The following is a 17,734-nucleotide window of genomic DNA, read 5'->3' as shown; positions in this document are numbered from 1 at the left end:
TAGATTAAAAATGAAAGTAGCTACCTGGAATATTAACTCTGTTAGGATGAGGCTACAGCATTTACGGGACTTGTTAGTAGAGGTAGATCCGGATATCTTACTATTACAGGAAATTAAGTGTGAAACCGATAAATTTCCTTTAAATGAATTATCAGATTTACCTTATAATATTTATGTATATGGTCAAAAATCTTACAATGGAGTAGCTATTTTATCCAAATCCCCTGCTGATGAAATAATAAAGGATTTTCCTATTAGTACTAATGGTGAGGCAAGAGCTATAGAGATTTCATTGCAAACACCAATAGGCTATTGTACCTTTATTTCCTTGTACGCCCCCAATGGTTCCTTGGTAGGGAGCGATAAATTTGCAATGAAATTAAAGTTTTATGATGGTTTAATCCATTATTTACAAGTTAAAAAATCTTTTGAATCTAAAATAATAGTAGGGGGAGATTTTAATATTGCCCCTTTTGATATAGACGTTTATTCAGCTAAAAATTTACAAGGCACGACGTGTTTTACTGATTTAGAAAAACAACAATTAAGAAAACTCTTAAATTCTGGTTTTGAGGACCTATATAGATTATCTCATCCTGATGACCAAGAATTTTCGTGGTGGGATTATAGAGCAGGTAGTTTTGAACAGAATAGAGGAATGCGTATTGATATGATACTAGCCTCTAGTAACGCTGTAGATTACTTAGATAATTGTAGAATTTATAATAGATGGCGTAGCCAAATTAAACCTTCCGACCATGTGCCCGTGGTCGCTAAATTTACCTATTAGACCTTCGGGGATTAGACAAAGTGCCCTGCGGAATCTTTAGACAAGGCGGCTCCAATTCTTAAAGTTGATTCTATCGTCTCCCCTCTCTTCATTTACAAACAGTATACGAGCAATATACAAGTTTATTAATCCTTATTCTAAGAAAACTTTCTGAAGATTTTTGTTTAATGATTTTTCTTGGTTAAGAGGCCCTTCTCTTAAGGTTATTCCTTGCGTATTTAATAATCTTAACTTTATATAGTCATGAATTGCCAATATAAATTCATCAATTTTATTACGGAAGAAGTGGTCAGCCCCCTGAATTATTTTATAATCTACTGTGATATGTTTTTGCTTAGATAATTTATGGGCTAGTTCAAGGACTGCTTCTTCTGAAACTATACTATCTTTATCACCTTGTATTATAAACCCCGAAATAGGACATTGAGATAAGAAAGTAAAATCATATTTATTTACTGGCGGTGATATAGCAATAAAATTATGGATTTCTGGGCGTCTCATAATTAGTTGCATAGCTATCCATGAACCAAAAGAAAAACCGGCTATTAAATTCATACTGCTAGTAGGATTATTGAGCTGTAACCAATCTAGGGCGGTGGCCGCATCTGTCATTTCTCCAATACCATGATCAAATTCTCCTTGGGATCTCCCTATCCCCCGAAAATTAATTCTTAGCACCGTAAAACCAGCATCTGCCAATGTTTTATAAATATTATAAACTACCTTATTATTCATTGTACCACCGTAAAGGGGGTGGGGGTGTAAAACTAAGGCAACTGGTGCTTTGGGGTCTTTAGATTTAGTATAACGTCCTTCAATTCGCCCAGCAGGACCATTAAAAAAAACTTCAGCCATAATTTTGTAATATAATATTAATATTGATAGAGCTTAACTTAATAGGTAAAGATTATAACATGCAGCTTCATAAAATTCAAGGTCAGTTATAGTTAATGCCCTGCTATCGTCAAAATGTTAATTAGATTTACTATCTTACGCCATGTTCGACTTTTTTTTAGCAGGTAACTAATTTTTCGAGTTGTGTTGGCACAAGTTTTAAAGACTTTGTCAAAAATGTAGCAATAGTATGAGCAAGTAATTTTCTAGCGATGCGAGATTGTAGATGCCAGTAACTCTTAACTCTGATAGCATTAATAGCAAAACGTTCTGTAAGCTGACCAATAACAGTTTCAATTAAACGACGAGTAGCAGTAATCCATTTAAGGAAATTCTTGGATCTATTATCCTTCATATTCTTTTTTAAAGGTGTTTGTAAATCAATGTTTTTGGTGGCCAACTCATCTTTTAAATCCTGACCAAGATAGCCTTTATCGCCCAGTACCATGCCACTAATATTAGGAGACATTACTTGCAGAGCTTCACGTTCAGACCCATTAGCAGGAGTTATCATGAATCCAGCTATTCGACCTTCTTCATTAATTAATACGTGTCCTAGAAAACCGTAATAATAGCTATCTTTCGAAGCGCAGTACCCATAGTCAGCGTATTCCTTAAAACATCGCCCTCTCGTTGCTCGGGCCAAATTTATTACAGGAATCGGTACCCCATCTATCATATGCAGATCTGATTTGCTTGCACTCTTAAACAAGTCGGCAAGCAGCATGTTCTTAATAGATAAAAGACCGCTACATTGCTTCACATAAGACGGTCTACTCTTTAGATTGGGAAACCATTCTTGAAAATGACGTTTAAAATATTCCCATATCTGCTTGTCTTGGTGCAAACCGATAAATTCTCCCACCACTTCCATTGTTAATGCTTCCACGTCACTTAAGCAAGGTGGAAATCCTGCTTTCCTTACTTTGATATTTTTGGTTATTATAGTCATTTTTTCTTCTATGAAACAATACACAGTAATGATAAACTCTTCTAGGGTCATAGCTTCTTTCTCGATAATTGAACTATGACCTTATTAGGCTATCCTATTCTTTTGTCAATCTTAAAAAAAAGTCGAACATGGCGTTATCTTGTACTTCAAGAATTAGATTTTATTATGAAGGACGAGCGCACAGCGTATATGTGTAAGTATAGCTTAGGTTACTATGATACATACATGGTGGTATGTGGGAAGCATAGTAGTCATGCATACTCGAAGATAAATACCCTGTACGCACCTTAATGGACTATACTATATATGAACACGTGAGTTCAGGATAAAATCAAAAAACAATTTGGCAAAGGGAGTAGTATACCTAAGGCATAAACTGATTAATTGGCCTTCCATTCACCGTTATAGTCAATTGATGAGAAGTTGGTGGTATCGTCACCAACTTCTCATCAATTGACTATACTTACTGCTCCCCTCATAAATATACCCTATCAATATCAAAATTAAGATTAATAAAAACAACTAACCTAGAGAAATATTAATCAGTTTATAACAAAAAGAGTAGACAGAGATTAATAAACAATGGTATCTTGTTAGCTGTAGTCAACAAGGTCGACCATAAAAAATTTCTGGGTTTTGTAAGGAAAATTAAGAGAAGAAATAATTTCTAGGAAGTGTTGGCTAGAAAATTATGCAGAAATAGCCTAGACGTTAAAATATTCTGCTATTTGGATAGAACAAATCTTCTTGAATAGGTTTTATTTTATATTTGCGTTTTCAGAGACTAGGTTCTGTGAACAGTTCTATGTAATGAGTAGATTTATAGGCATTTTCGCTCGCAGAACTGCAGCGTACACAAGCGTATGTGAAGATTTGAGAATGAAAATAATGAGGAAATTGACTGTTAGATAGAAATTTCACAGAACCTAGAAAGCTCAGGGCTAAAAAAATTTAACAATAATTTTTAACATCTAAGTAATAGGTAATAATTATGAACTTAAAAAACTTTAATATAACAGCGCTATTTATGGTATTGCTACTAGGGATTAGTACTGCAGGCGCCGCTATAGTAGATACTGCAAAAGATACCGCAATTACCGCTGCTGTAAAAGCTAAACTGCTGCAAGCAAATGATCTACCTGCTAAAGATATTCGAGTAGAAACTAACGATGGAGTAGTAGAATTGAAAGGTACAGTAGACACGCAAGACCAATATAATCGTGCTATCACATTAGCTATTAGTGTGAACAATGTGAAGGATGCAGTAGCGAAAGACCTTAAAATTAAAAATAGCGATGCTCCGTTAACTGATGTATTCATTACTTTAAAAGCTAAAGGTAAAATTAGTGCCTTAACTACCGATAATCAGATCAGTGCAGGACATGATTTAAATGTTGAAACCACTAACCAGAAGGTGCATGTGACCGGTAGGGTAGGAGATACTAAGGACATTGAAACTATTAGAAAGTCTATACTTGATATCAAGGATGTGAAATCTGTAGTTGTAGACGAGATAAAATAAACACGCCCTTTAAAGTGATTATGCAAGGGGATTTTAATTTTGTCATTATTTAATAAAATATATTTTAAATAATTATCTATAAACTTCTTTTTGCAGCTTGTATAGAGCAGGAAATACGATAATAACTCTAATGCTCTAAGGATTAGGGCTAGATTCGCGGGACAAATTACCAGCTCGATGTGAGGATCAAAATAGGGCTAATTTTTGTTTTAGGTTCTATGACATTTAGAAATGCTCATAGAACCTAAATATACTACTCGTATAGCTTACTAATGTAAGTAGGTGAGCAGCGGAGTTCACGATAAAACAAAAAAACAATTTGGCAAAGTGAGTGTCTAAATATAGCATAATTACATAGCAGCTTAAAAGTCGCGCTCTAAAATTAAAAACACTAAAATGACTTTAAGTAAATATTACTGCAAACGTCATTGCGAGGAGGTTGCTTACTGCAACGGACGAAGCAATCCAGGGAAATCTACAAACACACGATAATTTAATTCTTGTGATTGCTTCGGGCGGCGCTTCACGCTTTCTCGCAATGATTTTTGTTATTCTTAATAATCTCTTGTTGCAACCTTCGAGCGCGACTTTTAAATTGCCGTGGCATAATTAACCTCTGCCCAAGGTGGCAACAAGTTGCAGCCGTGGTTAATATCCAGACAAATAAATCAGCATTATTCTGCAAAAAGTTTGTCGCTTTTCCGCTTCTATATATTTTGGGGTGTTGCTAACTTTATTTCTATAGTCACTTAGGTTGAATTAGATACTAGGCGCGAGGAGTGAAGCCTAGGAGGTACTAGGTAAGCGACGAGCAACAACGTAGCTAGTTTAACCTAAGTGACTATATCTATTGCCTTCAGTTATTATATATTGTTAACCGAGCAATAGTATTGTCCCTACCGATTATAGAAATAATTTCAAAAATACTAGGAGAAGTGGTACCGCCCGTTAGTAAAGCTCTAATTGGCTGCATGAGCTCAGCTAGTTTAACACCATTTCCTTGGGCTATCTCTTTGAACGCTAATTGTATTGTATCTTGATTGATAGTTGCTAAATTTTTTAATTTATGAATAATTTGGTTAATTAGCTCTTGATTATAGTTATAAAGTATTTTTCTAGCATCCTCAGAATAGGTTAATGGAGAGTGCATTAGGTAAATTTTCGCCAACTTAGCCAGTTCAATTAAATTGGTGCTTCTAATTTTTAAGCTGGGCATCGCTTTTAGAATATATTCCCGCTCTTGTTGAATAATTATATGGTGTTGACGCAAAATATTATAAACCATGTCTGTTAAGGTCTGGTCATCAATTTGCCGTAAATAATGGGCATTTAAATTATTCATTTTAGCAAAATCTAAACGAGCTGCTGATTTACCTAACCCTGCCAGATTAAACCATTCTATAGCTTGAACTCTAGAAATAATTTCGTCATTTTGGTGAGCCCACCCTAATCTTAACAAATAATTACATAAGGATTCTGGTAAGTACCCCATATCTTTATATGCTTGGATTCCTAAAGCACCATGTCTTTTTGATAATTTTGCTCCATCCTCTCCATGAATCAAAGGGATATGGGTCATATCCGGAACGGCCCAACCAAAAGCTTGGTATAGTAGAATTTGCCGCGCCGTATTAGTTAAATGATCATCTCCCCTAATAATATGGCTAATTTGCATTGCATGGTCATCTACTACTACCGCTAGCATATAGGTAGCTGTGCCATCGCTACGTAATAATACCATATCATCAAGATGTGAATTCTCAATCACTACATCGCCTTGCAAATTATCGTGAATAATTGTATGGCCCAGCCTGGGCGCTTTCAGTCTAATCACAGGCTTAGTACCTTTTGGATAGCAAGTAGGACCTAGCTCCCGCCAAGGACTATCAAATAAAAAATGTTCTTTGCGTGCTATTGCTATTTCTCTTTGCTTATCTATTTCACTTTGGGGGGTAAAACAATAATAGGCCTTACCCGACTCTACTAATTTTAAGGCAGCTTCGTGGTATAAGTGATTTCGTTTAGATTGAAATACTACTTCCCCGTCCCAATTGAGGCCAAGCCATTGCAAGCCAGTAAATATCGCCTCTACCGCCTCTTGTGATGACCTTGATTTATCAGTATCTTCAATCCTTAGCAGAAACTGGCCATTATTATGTTTAGCAAATAAATAGTTAAATAAGGCCGTACGTGCTCCACCAATATGTAAAAACCCAGTAGGAGATGGAGCAAATCTAGTAATCACTTTTTCTGGTGTTGAAATTTTTGGCATTGAAATGTCTAGTGTTGAAATTTTAGTCATAATGTTTTTTAATATTTCTAGGATAAAGGAGCACGGGGGGTTAAATAAGCAAAATAATTCACTTCAATATCATCACTTAATTGCCAATTCTGATTGAGCAGGTTATAAGTAAGGCCTTTTAACTCTTTAAGCACAATGTTGTTTTTATTAAATATCGAATCAATTTCAGATGGTTTTAGAAATTTATGATAATCATGCGTACCTTTTTTTACCCAACGTAAAAAATATTCTGCCATAATAATAGCTAACATATAAGCTTTTAAGGTACGGTTAATGGTAGAAATTATAATCATCCCATTTGGTGTTACTAAATTAGAAAGGTTTTTAATAAAATCGTGGATATTATCTACATGTTCAATTACTTCTAAACATAGCACCACCTCATACTGTTTATTTTCAGTTATTAACTCTTCAACCGTAGATTTAAGGTATCTTATAGGTAAGTTTTGCTCATGAGCATGTCTCTCAGCAATATCAATATTACTTTGTAGCGCGTCTATACCAGTGATAGAACCATTTTGTATATATTTAGCTAAAGCCGAGCTCACCAGCCCTCCCCCGCACCCAACATCCAGTATATTCAGCTTAAATCCTGAATGCGCAAAGTCATTTATATGAAACTGAGATTTTATTTTATCAATAATGTAAGAGAGGCGCGTGGGATTAATTTGGTGCAAAATTTTAAATTCGCCATCTTCATGCCACCCCTCTTTAGCAAGCTGTTCAAATTTCTCTAGCTCTAGTTTATTAATGGAAGTTTTGGTAGACATAGTTACTTGCTAATTATACAATTCTCTCTAATATAGCACAAAAATATTGATCCACTAACTGTTAGATTAGGTTGCCAGGGAATTTTTTCATGTACTTAATAATATTAACCGTCATCCTAATTAGTGTAATTTTTGCTCCTCTTGGTTGTATAAGCTTATGGAAGAAGTATGTGTATTTTGGGGATGGCCTAGCTCATGCTAGCTTACTTGCTGGAAGTATTAGCATTATTTGCCATTTTTCTGTTATCTCATCAGGGGTAATTGTTGCTCTTATCTTCGCCATTTTAGTATTTATTCTAAAAAATAAAACGGTTGGTAGCAGCGTGGTGATTTTAGTATCAAGCTTTATGCTATCTTTAGCTTTAGTAATAAGTTACTTAAACCCCGCGCAGCTCAATATTAATAACTTATTATTTGGCGATATTTTAGCCGCTTCCTCAAATGATGTGGGAATTTTATTAGTTATTCTACTCTTAGTATTTGCTTTTATTTGGTATTTTTACGATCAAATTCTATTAATTGTGATCAATCAAGATATTGCTAGAATTAGAGGAGTAAAAGTTCAATTTATTGAATTAGCGTTTTTAATATTTTTATCTTTAGCGGTATTTTCAACTATTAAAATCGTTGGTGCTCTTCTTGTCACTAGTATTTTACTGATTCCTGCTATGTCTGCCCGCATCATTTCCCGCACCCCAGGGCAAATGATTATTAATGCAGTTATTATAAGCTTATCTATAAATTGCCTGGGTTTAATTTCCTCTTTTTATTTTGATATCCCCCTTACCCCTATCATAACTTTAATCAATACCATTACTTATTCTTTAATTTACTTCCTTTCTTACGTTAAGAAAATGCTACTCTAAATTTCTTAATTTTCCTGTCAATTTCTACCCTTAGTTATCGAAAAAAATTAACCATTAGTTTGATAATCCATCCCACCTTATTACTTAAAAACACATATATTACAGTAAATTTGCAAGACATTGATTTAATTATTACAAAACTAATTGACAAGAGTAAAATTTAATCTATATTGTCGATCAAGACGGCCTAAATATTAATATCTATTAAAATATTAATATTTGCTAAAATTAACCTATTTATTAATTGCACCAAAACCTAGTACTGCAGCATTCGCAGGTCGCATTTGTTACACCTGTAAATATCCATGTAATTAGCTGTTAAATGGCGGGAAGCCAGCACCTCATATTCTTAAAAAATTAATAAAATATTTAGTATGGAGAAAATAATGACGAAAAATAATAAATCACGATCTTTAAAATATCTGGTAACCTCGAGCCTTTGTATGTTACTGGCTTCCACTTCATCTTATGGTGTCGGGAGGGGGACTCCCTCTGTTCCTGTAAGCGATAGGAGCATTGCAGCGAGGTTAGTATCTAAGAATTCGGAGCTCTCTGAGGAAGATTTGCTGCAACAGGTTACGCGGGATCTTCCCTTGAGTGAAAAATTTAGTAACGCTGATAATATGTGCCAGGCTTTGCACGAAGCTACACAAAGTCACGACGCTACTCAAAACCGAGTTCCCCTTGTAACTTCAAAGCAGGCGGCGGACCAACCTTTAAGGGGGCTAGTAGATAGGAGTTTATCTCAGGATGCATTAGATGCCCCGCTCATTCCAAATCAAGTAGCGCCAGTTACACTACGGTCTGCAGACAACCTAGCGCCACCGTTATCCCCCGGACAGCAGAAGATTATAGAGAATCATCGGGAGCAGGTGGATCCAGGCAAGAAATTAGACAAGACAAAGTTAGCCCCAAAGGTATTCCAGCGTATAGCAAACGACAGGGACTCTAGAGCTGCATTTAATAATAACAACTCCCTAATCAAGGCGGGAGTACACGAATTTTTAAGTAATGAGCAGCAGGAAAATCCAAATATGGGTGTAGCTGCCGGTGGGGCACAAGCTTCACCCTCAGCTGCTTCAACCTCAACTGCAAACGATCCACAAGACAAACATAGGATTCAATATCGTATAACTGAGCAAGCATTAGAGCTTATCAGACAGCAGAATATGCAAGTGATTCAGACCGGAATGAACTCAGTAAATGCTAAAGTTGAAGAAATAAAGCCCCAGCTAACGCAAACTCAAAACAGAGTCCAGGCATTCGAGAGTCAGCAACAAAACCTAACTCAGGATGTTCTACAGTTGCAGCAACAGGGGGCGGGATTAAACACTACAATGTCATCTCTATTCCAACAGCTAAAAAGAGTACGCCAACAATATTCAGACCAAGCAGAGCATAATAGAACTATTCAAACTCAAATTGAAGATTTAAAAAGAGCTCCAGCTGCAACTCAGACGCCAGAACAGCAGGAACAGTTGAAGCAAATGTCCCAAGAACAAAAGCATCATGACCAAAAGTTAAAGCAACTAACGGCTCAGCAGGATTACCTTCAAGCCACTCTACGCCAGTTGCAACAACAGCCCTCTATAATACAAGCGCAACCTACGATGCATACGTTGCCCTCTCAAAAAGAGGTGTGGCGAATGGACTCACAATCTTCAGTTGCTAGCAATTCTAATGAGGACCCAAATAGTATAGTGCAATTTATATATGGACAGGACGAATCAGTTGCTAGCAATTCTAATGCGGGCCGAAATAGATTAGAGCCATCTGCACCTCCCGAATCTCTATATGGGGATGAGAACGAACCAGCCTTAAATGCAACACCAAATTATCTGCCTTTAACAATACAGAATCCACTAGCTCCGAGTGGAAGAGCTACTGCCGTATCACCACCACCTACAGTAAAGCCAGCCTCACCTACTCAGCTAAAAACGGTAACAAAGGGCTTAAGCTATGTTGCTAGCGGGGTGGGTGCCGCAGGGAGTACATTGGTAAATGGGGTGGCAGCAGGAATAGGTTCAGCTGCACATTGGTTAGCCTCAGCAGTAAATTCAGCTGGACAATATGCGGGACTAACTAGAGGGGCCCCCAGTCAAACAGCGGAAGAAAAGGATTTAGATCAAATCATACAAGCTGTACTAAAAGTTCAGGGAGAGAAAGAACAAGTAGAAAAAATCCAGGAAGAAGCAGCTAAAAGGTCTCAGCTCCGTGATCCAGTTGCCAAATTAGCTGAAGTAGCTGCAGAACATGAAGCAATGCGCACAGGGGACCTAGGAAAGTTACAAGATGCAGCAAAGAACAAAATACATTTTCGAGAGGAATTAAAGAGGGTAGCAGATATTGCTTCCCCTGCAGAGTGGGCTAGGATACATGCAAATATAGCAATGCATGATGAACAATTTTACAATCTGAAAGGTGCTTTAGAACTATGTGAACAGCTAAGTAAAGCTAAACTTGATGCTCTAAAAAACAACAATCAAAATGAGTTACAAGATCTAGAGAAGAGCATAACAGAACAAAACCAACAAACACTAGCTGTAATAAACAATCTATTACAAGCTCGCGCACAAGTGCACAATATGATAAGTGATGTAGTAGGACAAACCTATACTACACCAACAGACCCAAATTTGAGAAAAACGCGAGTAAGCATTATAGAACAACAATTGAAGCAGGAGTTAGAGGAATGCCAAAGCATTGGAGCACAGTATGAGGACGCTAAGGCAGCCTCTAAACTCGCTACCAAAGAGCAAGAAGACTCTGCAAGATCCGCAGCAATAGAGAGTGCCACGAAAAGCCGAGCATTAACTCATAGAAAAGATTTAGAGCTGTTACGCGAAGCCCTAGAAGATAAAATAGCCTTTCAGCTTGATCTGCCAGACTTAATCGAGGCAACGCCTGTAACTGTGCAAGCCTTACAAACCGATATAGAAAAACATGCTCAAATAATCAACCAATTGTCAAGAGAGGTATATAATCACAGAGAGTATAGTAAGCGCGAAATTCTTGCGCTACAACAAGATAACACTGTAGCCTTAGCAAGTCTAAGTGACGCTATAAAAGACAAGGATGAGCAATTGGAGGGTATAATAAGCGCTCTAATAAAAGCTAAAGCCAACGTAGACGAGAAGATGCAAGCTGCAAAACAAGAATGTGCTGCAATGCAAGGAGCTCGCAATGAGATGGTAACTCAAGCACCAGGTGCAAGCCAACCAGAAGAACCTTCGAACGCTCTCAATTCCGTACCGCCAGGTGCCACATGGGCATGGCGTGCGCTAAATAGTGTACGTAATACTGCACGTAGAGGGTTAGCTGCAATAGGCATGGCACCAGGTGAGCAAGCTACAGATGAAGAACATAGGAGGGTTAGTAGGTTGGTAGTAGAGAATCCATCAGGTCCTCACCAAGGGCCAGGGGACCCTAGAAATGAAGGCGGCGGAGGTGAAACAACTAATAGAAATCCACAAGCTCCAGCTCTAACAGCACGCGATTTCATAACGGACTATGCAGACATGACAGAGAGACAGTTAAGATTGGTAGCTCTTGCTAGAGCCAATCCTTTGCTAGTTGAAGATCCACAAACGGCAGCAGCTACTATATTATCTAACCAGTCTCTAGACCTTATGGAGCCATCTCTAGTAGCTTTAGCGGGAGGAGGCAACCCGGAGGTGGCAGCGCGACTTCGAACAACGTTGATAGCGCAAGGTTCCTCTGCACAGTATGCAGGACAAATTGCAGACTTGATAGCTAACGGTAGACAGGGAGAGATGGTAGAGCAATTTCTAGCTATTTTAGATGCCCGTGGCCACGCAGATTTGGCAGCGCAAATTCGAGCAGCTATAGCTAGGGATAATCCCGTCGTTGCACAGCAAATTCAATTAACTACAGGCGACGGCGGAAATGCAACGCCAGATGCAGCAGCTCAAGCTCAGGCTCAGGCAGCAGCTCAAGCTCAGGCTCAGGCAGCAGCTCAAGCTCAAGCGGCAGCAGCAGCTCAGGCAAAGTTAGAAGCAGAAACTAAGCATGATAAAGGTATTACTGAGATGCGCGCACCAGTTGGAGGAGATGTAATTAGGGCTGCTAAGACTTCTATCACTGATAGGCTTGCGTCAATAAGGGTCAATAACTTAGCACTAGCTGCTGGTGAGGAGGACAATAGCGTTCCTAAAGGTCTTTGGATTAGCGGGGTATATGGTACTAGTAAGCAGGGCACGTTGCCTAATCAAGCGGGGTATAGCGCAGCTTATTTTGGGCCAACTATTGGTGGAGATATCAATGTTGATGATAATAATATTGTCGGAATCGCGTATAGCTATATTTTAAGTAATTACAAATTTAAGGATAACTTAAATAAAAAGCTAGATGTTAAAAGCAATGTTATCTCCCTATACAGTCATTCCCAAATTAATGAAGATATTATATGGGATAATATTTTGTCCGTCAGCTTTAGTAAAGTGAAGGTAAAAGATTCAGGGTTAAACCCTGCTGATGCTTCACAATCAGCCACAGCAAAACATAATAACACAGCTTATAGTTTAGACACCAAGCTGGGTTATAGAATTCCGACTGATGATAAAAGCTTAAGTATAATACCTTACATTGGTCTAGAGATTGGTCGTTCTAAAGATAGCAGCTATACTTTAGGGAAAGTAGCGGTGGATAGTAAATCTGAATCACCGGTTGCTGGGACTATTGGAATCCAGGTAGCTAAGAAATATCTGGTTTCAGAAGGTACTACAATTACGCCAGCTCTGAGTGCGGGATTAGAGAAGAATTTCAACAAGAAAAACCAATTAATAAAGGCTAAATTTGTTGGAACGAATGAATATTTCCCAACGCAGAACAATAAAAACTCCAAAGCCTTACAATATAATATTGGTACTAGCGTACTGCTTAACCATCAAAATATTGAGATAGGAGTTGGTTATGATTGTCATCTACAAAAGAAATATCAAGCTCACCAAGGTTACCTAAAACTAAAAGTGGCATTGTAAAACCTTGCTATATACCAACTCTTCCTCTTTCAAGAGTTGGTATAGCCTCAGGTATTTAGCTGATGACACTTGATTTTGCAGGATTCGGTTGTGCTCACATATTCTCTATACGCTATGCAACCTCACCTTTAAATTCAAGTATCATCAGCTAAATCACTTTGACTATATACTCTTTTGCTCCTCTTGTTAGTTATAATTTTCCTTTGTTTAAGGGCATTGCCGATAAATAGTTGATGCCGGAGCATTGTCATTGCGAGAAGGGCATAAGGCCGACGAAGCAATCCAGAAAAAATCCTCCAAACAAACCAAGGTTTCCTGGCTTGCCGCGCGCAGCAAACGCTCGCTTAGCTCATGACGTTTACGGTACTCAAGCACAATCTTTAATTACTATCAACTATTTATCGGCAATGCCTGTTTAAGCTCGGTACTGCTTTCGCCTCTGGGGCTTTGCTATCCTCGCTCTTCTCGAAGTTGACTTGCGTCTCCCACCTCTTCATTAACAAACAGTATATTTTTAAGACTTGCCTCTAGCAGGAGAGCTAGCAGGAGAGCTAGCAGGAGAAGTATGTTTATAAATTGATCTGATATTGTCAGTTATTACCATTAAAGTTTCTAAATATGGTTTTGCCTGATAAGACTTGTATAAAATTTTTGGTAGAATATTTTGGGTGTTATTTTTAATTAGGTTTCCAACCTCCGAGATGATTTTTTTACCTTCAGGTAGAGATGCTACTTTATTCTGAATGAGCTTCTCAACGTTAAGGATACTTATTACTGCCTTACAAGAAGAGGTTAGGCGTGTATAAATGCTTTGCGTAGGCACCAACGCTTGCTGAAGATTTGTTTTGGCTGCAGTCAGTCCTTGTTCGATAGCATTGTTAAAATCCTTATCGTATAACACATTGTTAAGAATTGTATTAATTCCTTCCCTTAATGTGTCTATCACTTGGGTAATTTTGCTATTAGAGCTGGTGGCAGATGATTCTATCAGTGCTTTATCTTCAAGAAGAGCTCCCAATTGTTTTCTGTCACATTTCTGTAGGTCTTGCGGATCTAATCTCAGTTCAGCAATCTGTAAGGGAGAATAGCCTGTTTTCTCCGATAGTATAAGAATTTGCGCTGCTGCTTGGTATTTTTGACGGAAGCTTTCATTTTGTTGTATTTCAGTGAGCTGAGCAGATAGGTCTGCTGATTTTTTGAGCCAACTTTCTTTTATTTTTGTTAAAGATTCTGCACTAATAGTACTTTTTATCCGGTTTATTAATGGCTCAAATACTACATCTCTACCCACTTTAACTACTAGAGCTACGATAGGCATATGTGTTGCTAATAACGCAATTAAAAGGTGATCTATATAATCAATTATATTTTTTGATGCCCCCGGATATAGTTTGTTTAGAATTTCTTGAAATTTTATAATAGATTGGATCATTTTGATCATTAACTCTAGAAACTCAGTTTCAAGTAATAATGCCTCTTTTTTTATTTCTTCTTGTTGCCTAAGATATTGGTCTAATTGTTCTATAGAAGGTTGCACTACGTCTTCAAAAGCTTTAACTATGTCTTTAGACAATTGTTCCTCGGCTGAATATACCCATGTATTTTTTAGATATATAATTTTGTCCTTTAATCTTTTAATATCGTCAGAAAAATTTTTTATTTTTTTGGCAATCTCCTCCTCTAAAGACATCCTAGGTTTGGTAGGCTGTCCAAGGGAAGGAAGAGTAGAAGGAGAGATGATACTCATAATGAAATATTGATTTTAAGTTTAAATTCTAAATTATTTTATCTATATTAATAAATAAAAGCTATAGTTATATTGCTCTTGCCGTCGGTTTTTGCTATGTTAAGTGCTTGCTTTATCACAACAGAATCGCGTTTTAAAGGAAAAATGTCTTTAAAAGCATTGTATATTATTAACGGTTCTCATAACTTAAACATTTTAGAAAGCCCCACTATGAAGAGATTTATTTACTTTATTATTATTTTACTTCCCTATTCTGCTTTCTCTATAGAATTACGAGAAGCTTTAACTGTTGCATATACTCAAAACTCTGAGCTCAAGCAAATTAGAACCAATTTTTTAATGGAAATCGAGCAGTTTTCGACAGCATTCTCTGGTTTTTTACCTAAAGTGGGGTATCAGATTAATGCTGAAACTACTAGAGGAAAAGCGCTAGGTCACTTGAGTGAAGATCCTATGGTTCGAGAGGCTGCGCGTACTAAAAGAGGGACTCAGAATCAGCAAGGAGCTCTGATAATAGAGCAGCCTATATTTAGTGGGGGCAGTAGCGTAGCAGAGTTAAAGGCGGCGCAATCTGCGTTTCGAGCATCGCGAGCTAAGTATTATGCTGGCGAACAAAAAGTATTATTAGATTTAATAACTACTTATATTAGTTGTTATGAGGCGAAAGAAAAATATAATATTGCTGCAATTAGTGTAAAAATTAATAAACAGCAGTTAGAGACAATTGATGAAAAGCTCAAATTAGGGGAAGCCACCTTAGTAGATGTCTCTGCTGCTAAAGCTGGTTTAGCAAAGGCAGAAACTGCCGAACTTACTGCATATGCTAATTTACAAGCAACAAATGCTAAATTTGCTGAGGATTTTGGTATAGAGGTAGAGAATATTACAATGCCTCAATTGCCCGATAATATACCCAGTACCAAAGAGGCTCTAATGAACAAAGCTATCAATATAAACCCTAATATCGACCGAACTAGGCATGAGGTTAAAAGCCATAAAGCTAATGAATTAGTAGCTAAAGCAGCTCTTTTACCTAGAGTGGACTTCAGGGTTCAAACAGGTAAGACTACTTATGACTATCAAGACCTTCAGAATAATAAAGTAAATAATAGAAGCGTTACCTCAACTTTGTCAGTAAATATTCCTATTTACTCACACGGAGTCGAATATTCAAGAATTAGAAAGGCAAAAAATAATACTAGGAGTACTATAATTCAATTGAATAATACAATTAAACAAGTGCAAACAAATGTTATTAGAAGCTGGGAAGGATTTGAAGCTGCGAAATCTAAGATTATCGCTACTACACAAGGAGTAGAAGCAAGCCAGATGGCATATGATGGAGTAATGCAAGAAGAGCTAGTTGGCTCTAAAACAGTTTTAGATGTTTTAACAGCGGAAGAGAATTTATATAAAGCTAAATTATCAAAAGTTGATGCTCATAAAGAAGAGGTTTTAACAGCTTATCAACTCAAATCATTAATTGGTGAATTAACCGCAAAAAGCTTAAAATTAAATGTAAAATATTTTACTCCTGAGGAAGAATTTAAATCGTTGAAGAAGAAGCTTATTATAGGTTCCTAAATTATGAATATAGAGTATAAAAAGAATCTGGATATGTCCGTTGAAGAGATATTAAAATCTATTAAAGAAGTGATTAATAATCGTGATTCTCAAGCTAATGACGACATATTAGAGTTAACCGATATAATAGAACATAAAAAAAATTTAGCAGCTACTAAACAACCCCATCAAAATTTATCTAATAAGATAGATCTCAATGCACAACAGCTACTACAAGAGACGTCAGTAGCTGGCAAAACTGCTACTGACACTACTAATATTCTGAAGAATTATTCTCCAATAGAAATAGCTGATAAAGGGGTAGAACATACTACAGGCAAAGGGAAAATTCTAGAGGAGTTAATAGTTGAAATGTTACGCCCTGCGTTAACTAAATGGTTAGATACGAATTTACCTTACTTAGTAAAACCCTTAGTAGAGAAAGAACTACAACGGCTAATGCCAAACGGCCCAAAATAAACTTAGACGAATTGTTTCGAGATTCGATAAAATTTCTGACTCTTTTTTAGCATTTCTTCACTTTGTTTCATCTTATTTGGTTGAAGTGAGCAATGTTCACAGAGCCTACTTATAGTCACTTAGGTTGAATTAGATACTAGGCGCGAGGAGTGAAGCCTAGGAGAGACTAGGTAAGCGACGAGCAACAACGTAGCCTAGTTTAACCTAAGTGACTATAGCCCTTGAATTTTCAATCCATTCTTCACTATAGTCAATTACTAAGAACTTACCAAAACTAAATTATTGACTCTTTCTAACTTTATTTTATCCTGTTATAATTCCTTTTAATTCTGTAGTAAATAGATGAACAGAGCTCTCTAACCTACCGTATCTCCCCCCCTATTAGTCCTATTGAGAAATCCATATTATGCTCCAATGTCTCACCAGTATATTGAAATGGACTATCTATATTACCTAATCTACTAGTAAAATACTCTAAATCTTTTAGCTTGTAAGCTACATTAGTCTGCTGGATATTATGTCTGGGATCAACTGTAACATTGGCACCACCACCATTATATTTTATACATCGATTAATAGCTTCTAACGCTCCTTCATAGTTCTGCTGTTTGTCTAAGATTAAGCTCTTAATATAATATATCTCTGGATCAGGATTAAACTTTAAGCACTTATCTAAAAATAATAATGCCATCGTGTCGTCTTCCTGTTTCCATAAAATTTTACCTTTGATACAATTACCTAAAAAACCTGTTTTTTTGAGCTGTAAAGCTTTATTATACCATTTCCCCATTATAAGCAGAGATATTAGATTGATAGAATGAGTAATTTATGATATAAAGCTAGGTAAT

13 protein-coding genes are annotated in these 17,734 nt (G+C 36.9%); 7 read left to right on the top strand and 6 right to left on the bottom strand.

The features are described from left to right. The first annotated feature begins 10 nt into the window (after positions 1–10). Complete coding sequence (xth, locus tag AAGD44_RS05630) at positions 11–790, top strand: exodeoxyribonuclease III (protein ID WP_341763755.1); 780 nt, start codon at positions 11–13, stop codon at positions 788–790. Between the two features lie 132 nt (positions 791–922). Here the strand turns inward: xth and AAGD44_RS05625 are convergent, their stop codons facing one another. After that, positions 923–1,645 carry an alpha/beta hydrolase gene (locus AAGD44_RS05625; protein ID WP_341763754.1) on the bottom strand — a complete coding sequence of 241 codons (723 nt, stop codon included), beginning with the start codon at positions 1,643–1,645 and terminating at the stop codon, positions 923–925. A gap of 157 nt (positions 1,646–1,802) precedes the next feature. After that, positions 1,803–2,687: an IS982 family transposase gene (locus AAGD44_RS05620; RefSeq protein ID WP_341763539.1), complete on the bottom strand. Its 885-nt coding sequence runs from the start codon at positions 2,685–2,687 to the stop codon at positions 1,803–1,805. Positions 2,688–2,711: 24 nt separating this feature from the next. Here AAGD44_RS05620 and AAGD44_RS05615 point away from each other — a divergent pair, with 24 nt between their 5' ends. Continuing rightward, on the top strand, positions 2,712–2,927 hold the full coding sequence (locus AAGD44_RS05615; protein ID WP_341763753.1) for a hypothetical protein: 216 nt from the start codon (positions 2,712–2,714) through the stop codon (positions 2,925–2,927). A gap of 700 nt (positions 2,928–3,627) precedes the next feature. Next, on the top strand, positions 3,628–4,158 hold the full coding sequence (locus AAGD44_RS05610; RefSeq protein WP_341763752.1) for a BON domain-containing protein: 531 nt from the start codon (positions 3,628–3,630) through the stop codon (positions 4,156–4,158). A gap of 856 nt (positions 4,159–5,014) precedes the next feature. Here the strand turns inward: AAGD44_RS05610 and gltX are convergent. Both gltX and ubiG read right to left on the bottom strand, forming a co-directional pair. Further along, positions 5,015–6,430 (bottom strand): glutamate--tRNA ligase, encoded by a 1,416-nt coding sequence (gene gltX / locus AAGD44_RS05605; protein ID WP_341764693.1) that lies wholly within the window; start codon positions 6,428–6,430, stop codon positions 5,015–5,017. A 47-nt stretch (positions 6,431–6,477) separates the two neighbouring features. Then, the gene (ubiG, locus tag AAGD44_RS05600) at positions 6,478–7,230 is read right to left on the bottom strand and encodes a bifunctional 2-polyprenyl-6-hydroxyphenol methylase/3-demethylubiquinol 3-O-methyltransferase UbiG (RefSeq protein ID WP_341763751.1); all 753 of its coding nucleotides are present in this window, start codon (positions 7,228–7,230) and stop codon (positions 6,478–6,480) included. 89 nt (positions 7,231–7,319) lie between these two features. Here ubiG and AAGD44_RS05595 point away from each other — a divergent pair, with 89 nt between their 5' ends. After that, positions 7,320–8,096: a metal ABC transporter permease gene (locus AAGD44_RS05595; RefSeq protein ID WP_341763750.1), complete on the top strand. Its 777-nt coding sequence runs from the start codon at positions 7,320–7,322 to the stop codon at positions 8,094–8,096. A 443-nt stretch (positions 8,097–8,539) separates the two neighbouring features. Further along, positions 8,540–13,096 (top strand): autotransporter domain-containing protein, encoded by a 4,557-nt coding sequence (locus AAGD44_RS05590; protein ID WP_341763749.1) that lies wholly within the window; start codon positions 8,540–8,542, stop codon positions 13,094–13,096. A 514-nt stretch (positions 13,097–13,610) separates the two neighbouring features. Here the strand turns inward: AAGD44_RS05590 and AAGD44_RS05585 are convergent. Continuing rightward, complete coding sequence (locus AAGD44_RS05585) at positions 13,611–14,843, bottom strand: hypothetical protein (protein ID WP_341763748.1); 1,233 nt, start codon at positions 14,841–14,843, stop codon at positions 13,611–13,613. Between the two features lie 210 nt (positions 14,844–15,053). Between AAGD44_RS05585 and AAGD44_RS05580 the strand changes: the two genes are divergently transcribed. Further along, positions 15,054–16,427: a TolC family protein gene (locus AAGD44_RS05580; protein WP_341763747.1), complete on the top strand. Its 1,374-nt coding sequence runs from the start codon at positions 15,054–15,056 to the stop codon at positions 16,425–16,427. Positions 16,428–16,460: 33 nt separating this feature from the next. After that, positions 16,461–16,886 carry a DUF2497 domain-containing protein gene (locus AAGD44_RS05575; RefSeq protein WP_341763746.1) on the top strand — a complete coding sequence of 142 codons (426 nt, stop codon included), beginning with the start codon at positions 16,461–16,463 and terminating at the stop codon, positions 16,884–16,886. A gap of 361 nt (positions 16,887–17,247) precedes the next feature. Here AAGD44_RS05575 and AAGD44_RS05570 read toward each other — a convergent pair whose 3' ends face one another. Then, positions 17,248–17,676, bottom strand: a complete 429-nt coding sequence (locus AAGD44_RS05570) for a hypothetical protein (protein WP_341763745.1) — start codon at positions 17,674–17,676, stop codon at positions 17,248–17,250. Between the last annotated feature and the right edge of the window lie 58 nt (positions 17,677–17,734).

This window comes from Candidatus Tisiphia endosymbiont of Beris chalybata (assembly GCF_964026555.1).
Classification (GTDB): Bacteria; Pseudomonadota; Alphaproteobacteria; order Rickettsiales; family Rickettsiaceae; genus Tisiphia.
This window is presented reverse-complemented; position numbering and strand designations above follow the sequence as displayed.

Bases quoted from the DNA above. Each gene is read 5' to 3' on its own strand.
- xth (WP_341763755.1), top strand. From the start codon at position 11: ATGAAAGTAGCTACCTGGAATATTAACTCTGTTAGGATGAGGCTACAG.
- AAGD44_RS05625 (WP_341763754.1), bottom strand. From the start codon at position 1,645: ATGGCTGAAGTTTTTTTTAATGGTCCTGCTGGGCGAATTGAAGGACGT.
- AAGD44_RS05620 (WP_341763539.1), bottom strand. From the start codon at position 2,687: ATGACCCTAGAAGAGTTTATCATTACTGTGTATTGTTTCATAGAAGAA.
- AAGD44_RS05615 (WP_341763753.1), top strand. From the start codon at position 2,712: ATGACCTTATTAGGCTATCCTATTCTTTTGTCAATCTTAAAAAAAAGT.
- AAGD44_RS05610 (WP_341763752.1), top strand. From the start codon at position 3,628: ATGAACTTAAAAAACTTTAATATAACAGCGCTATTTATGGTATTGCTA.
- gltX (WP_341764693.1), bottom strand. From the start codon at position 6,430: ATGCCAAAAATTTCAACACCAGAAAAAGTGATTACTAGATTTGCTCCA.
- ubiG (WP_341763751.1), bottom strand. From the start codon at position 7,230: ATGTCTACCAAAACTTCCATTAATAAACTAGAGCTAGAGAAATTTGAA.
- AAGD44_RS05595 (WP_341763750.1), top strand. From the start codon at position 7,320: ATGTACTTAATAATATTAACCGTCATCCTAATTAGTGTAATTTTTGCT.
- AAGD44_RS05590 (WP_341763749.1), top strand. From the start codon at position 8,540: ATGTTACTGGCTTCCACTTCATCTTATGGTGTCGGGAGGGGGACTCCC.
- AAGD44_RS05585 (WP_341763748.1), bottom strand. From the start codon at position 14,843: ATGAGTATCATCTCTCCTTCTACTCTTCCTTCCCTTGGACAGCCTACC.
- AAGD44_RS05580 (WP_341763747.1), top strand. From the start codon at position 15,054: ATGAAGAGATTTATTTACTTTATTATTATTTTACTTCCCTATTCTGCT.
- AAGD44_RS05575 (WP_341763746.1), top strand. From the start codon at position 16,461: ATGTCCGTTGAAGAGATATTAAAATCTATTAAAGAAGTGATTAATAAT.
- AAGD44_RS05570 (WP_341763745.1), bottom strand. From the start codon at position 17,676: ATGGGGAAATGGTATAATAAAGCTTTACAGCTCAAAAAAACAGGTTTT.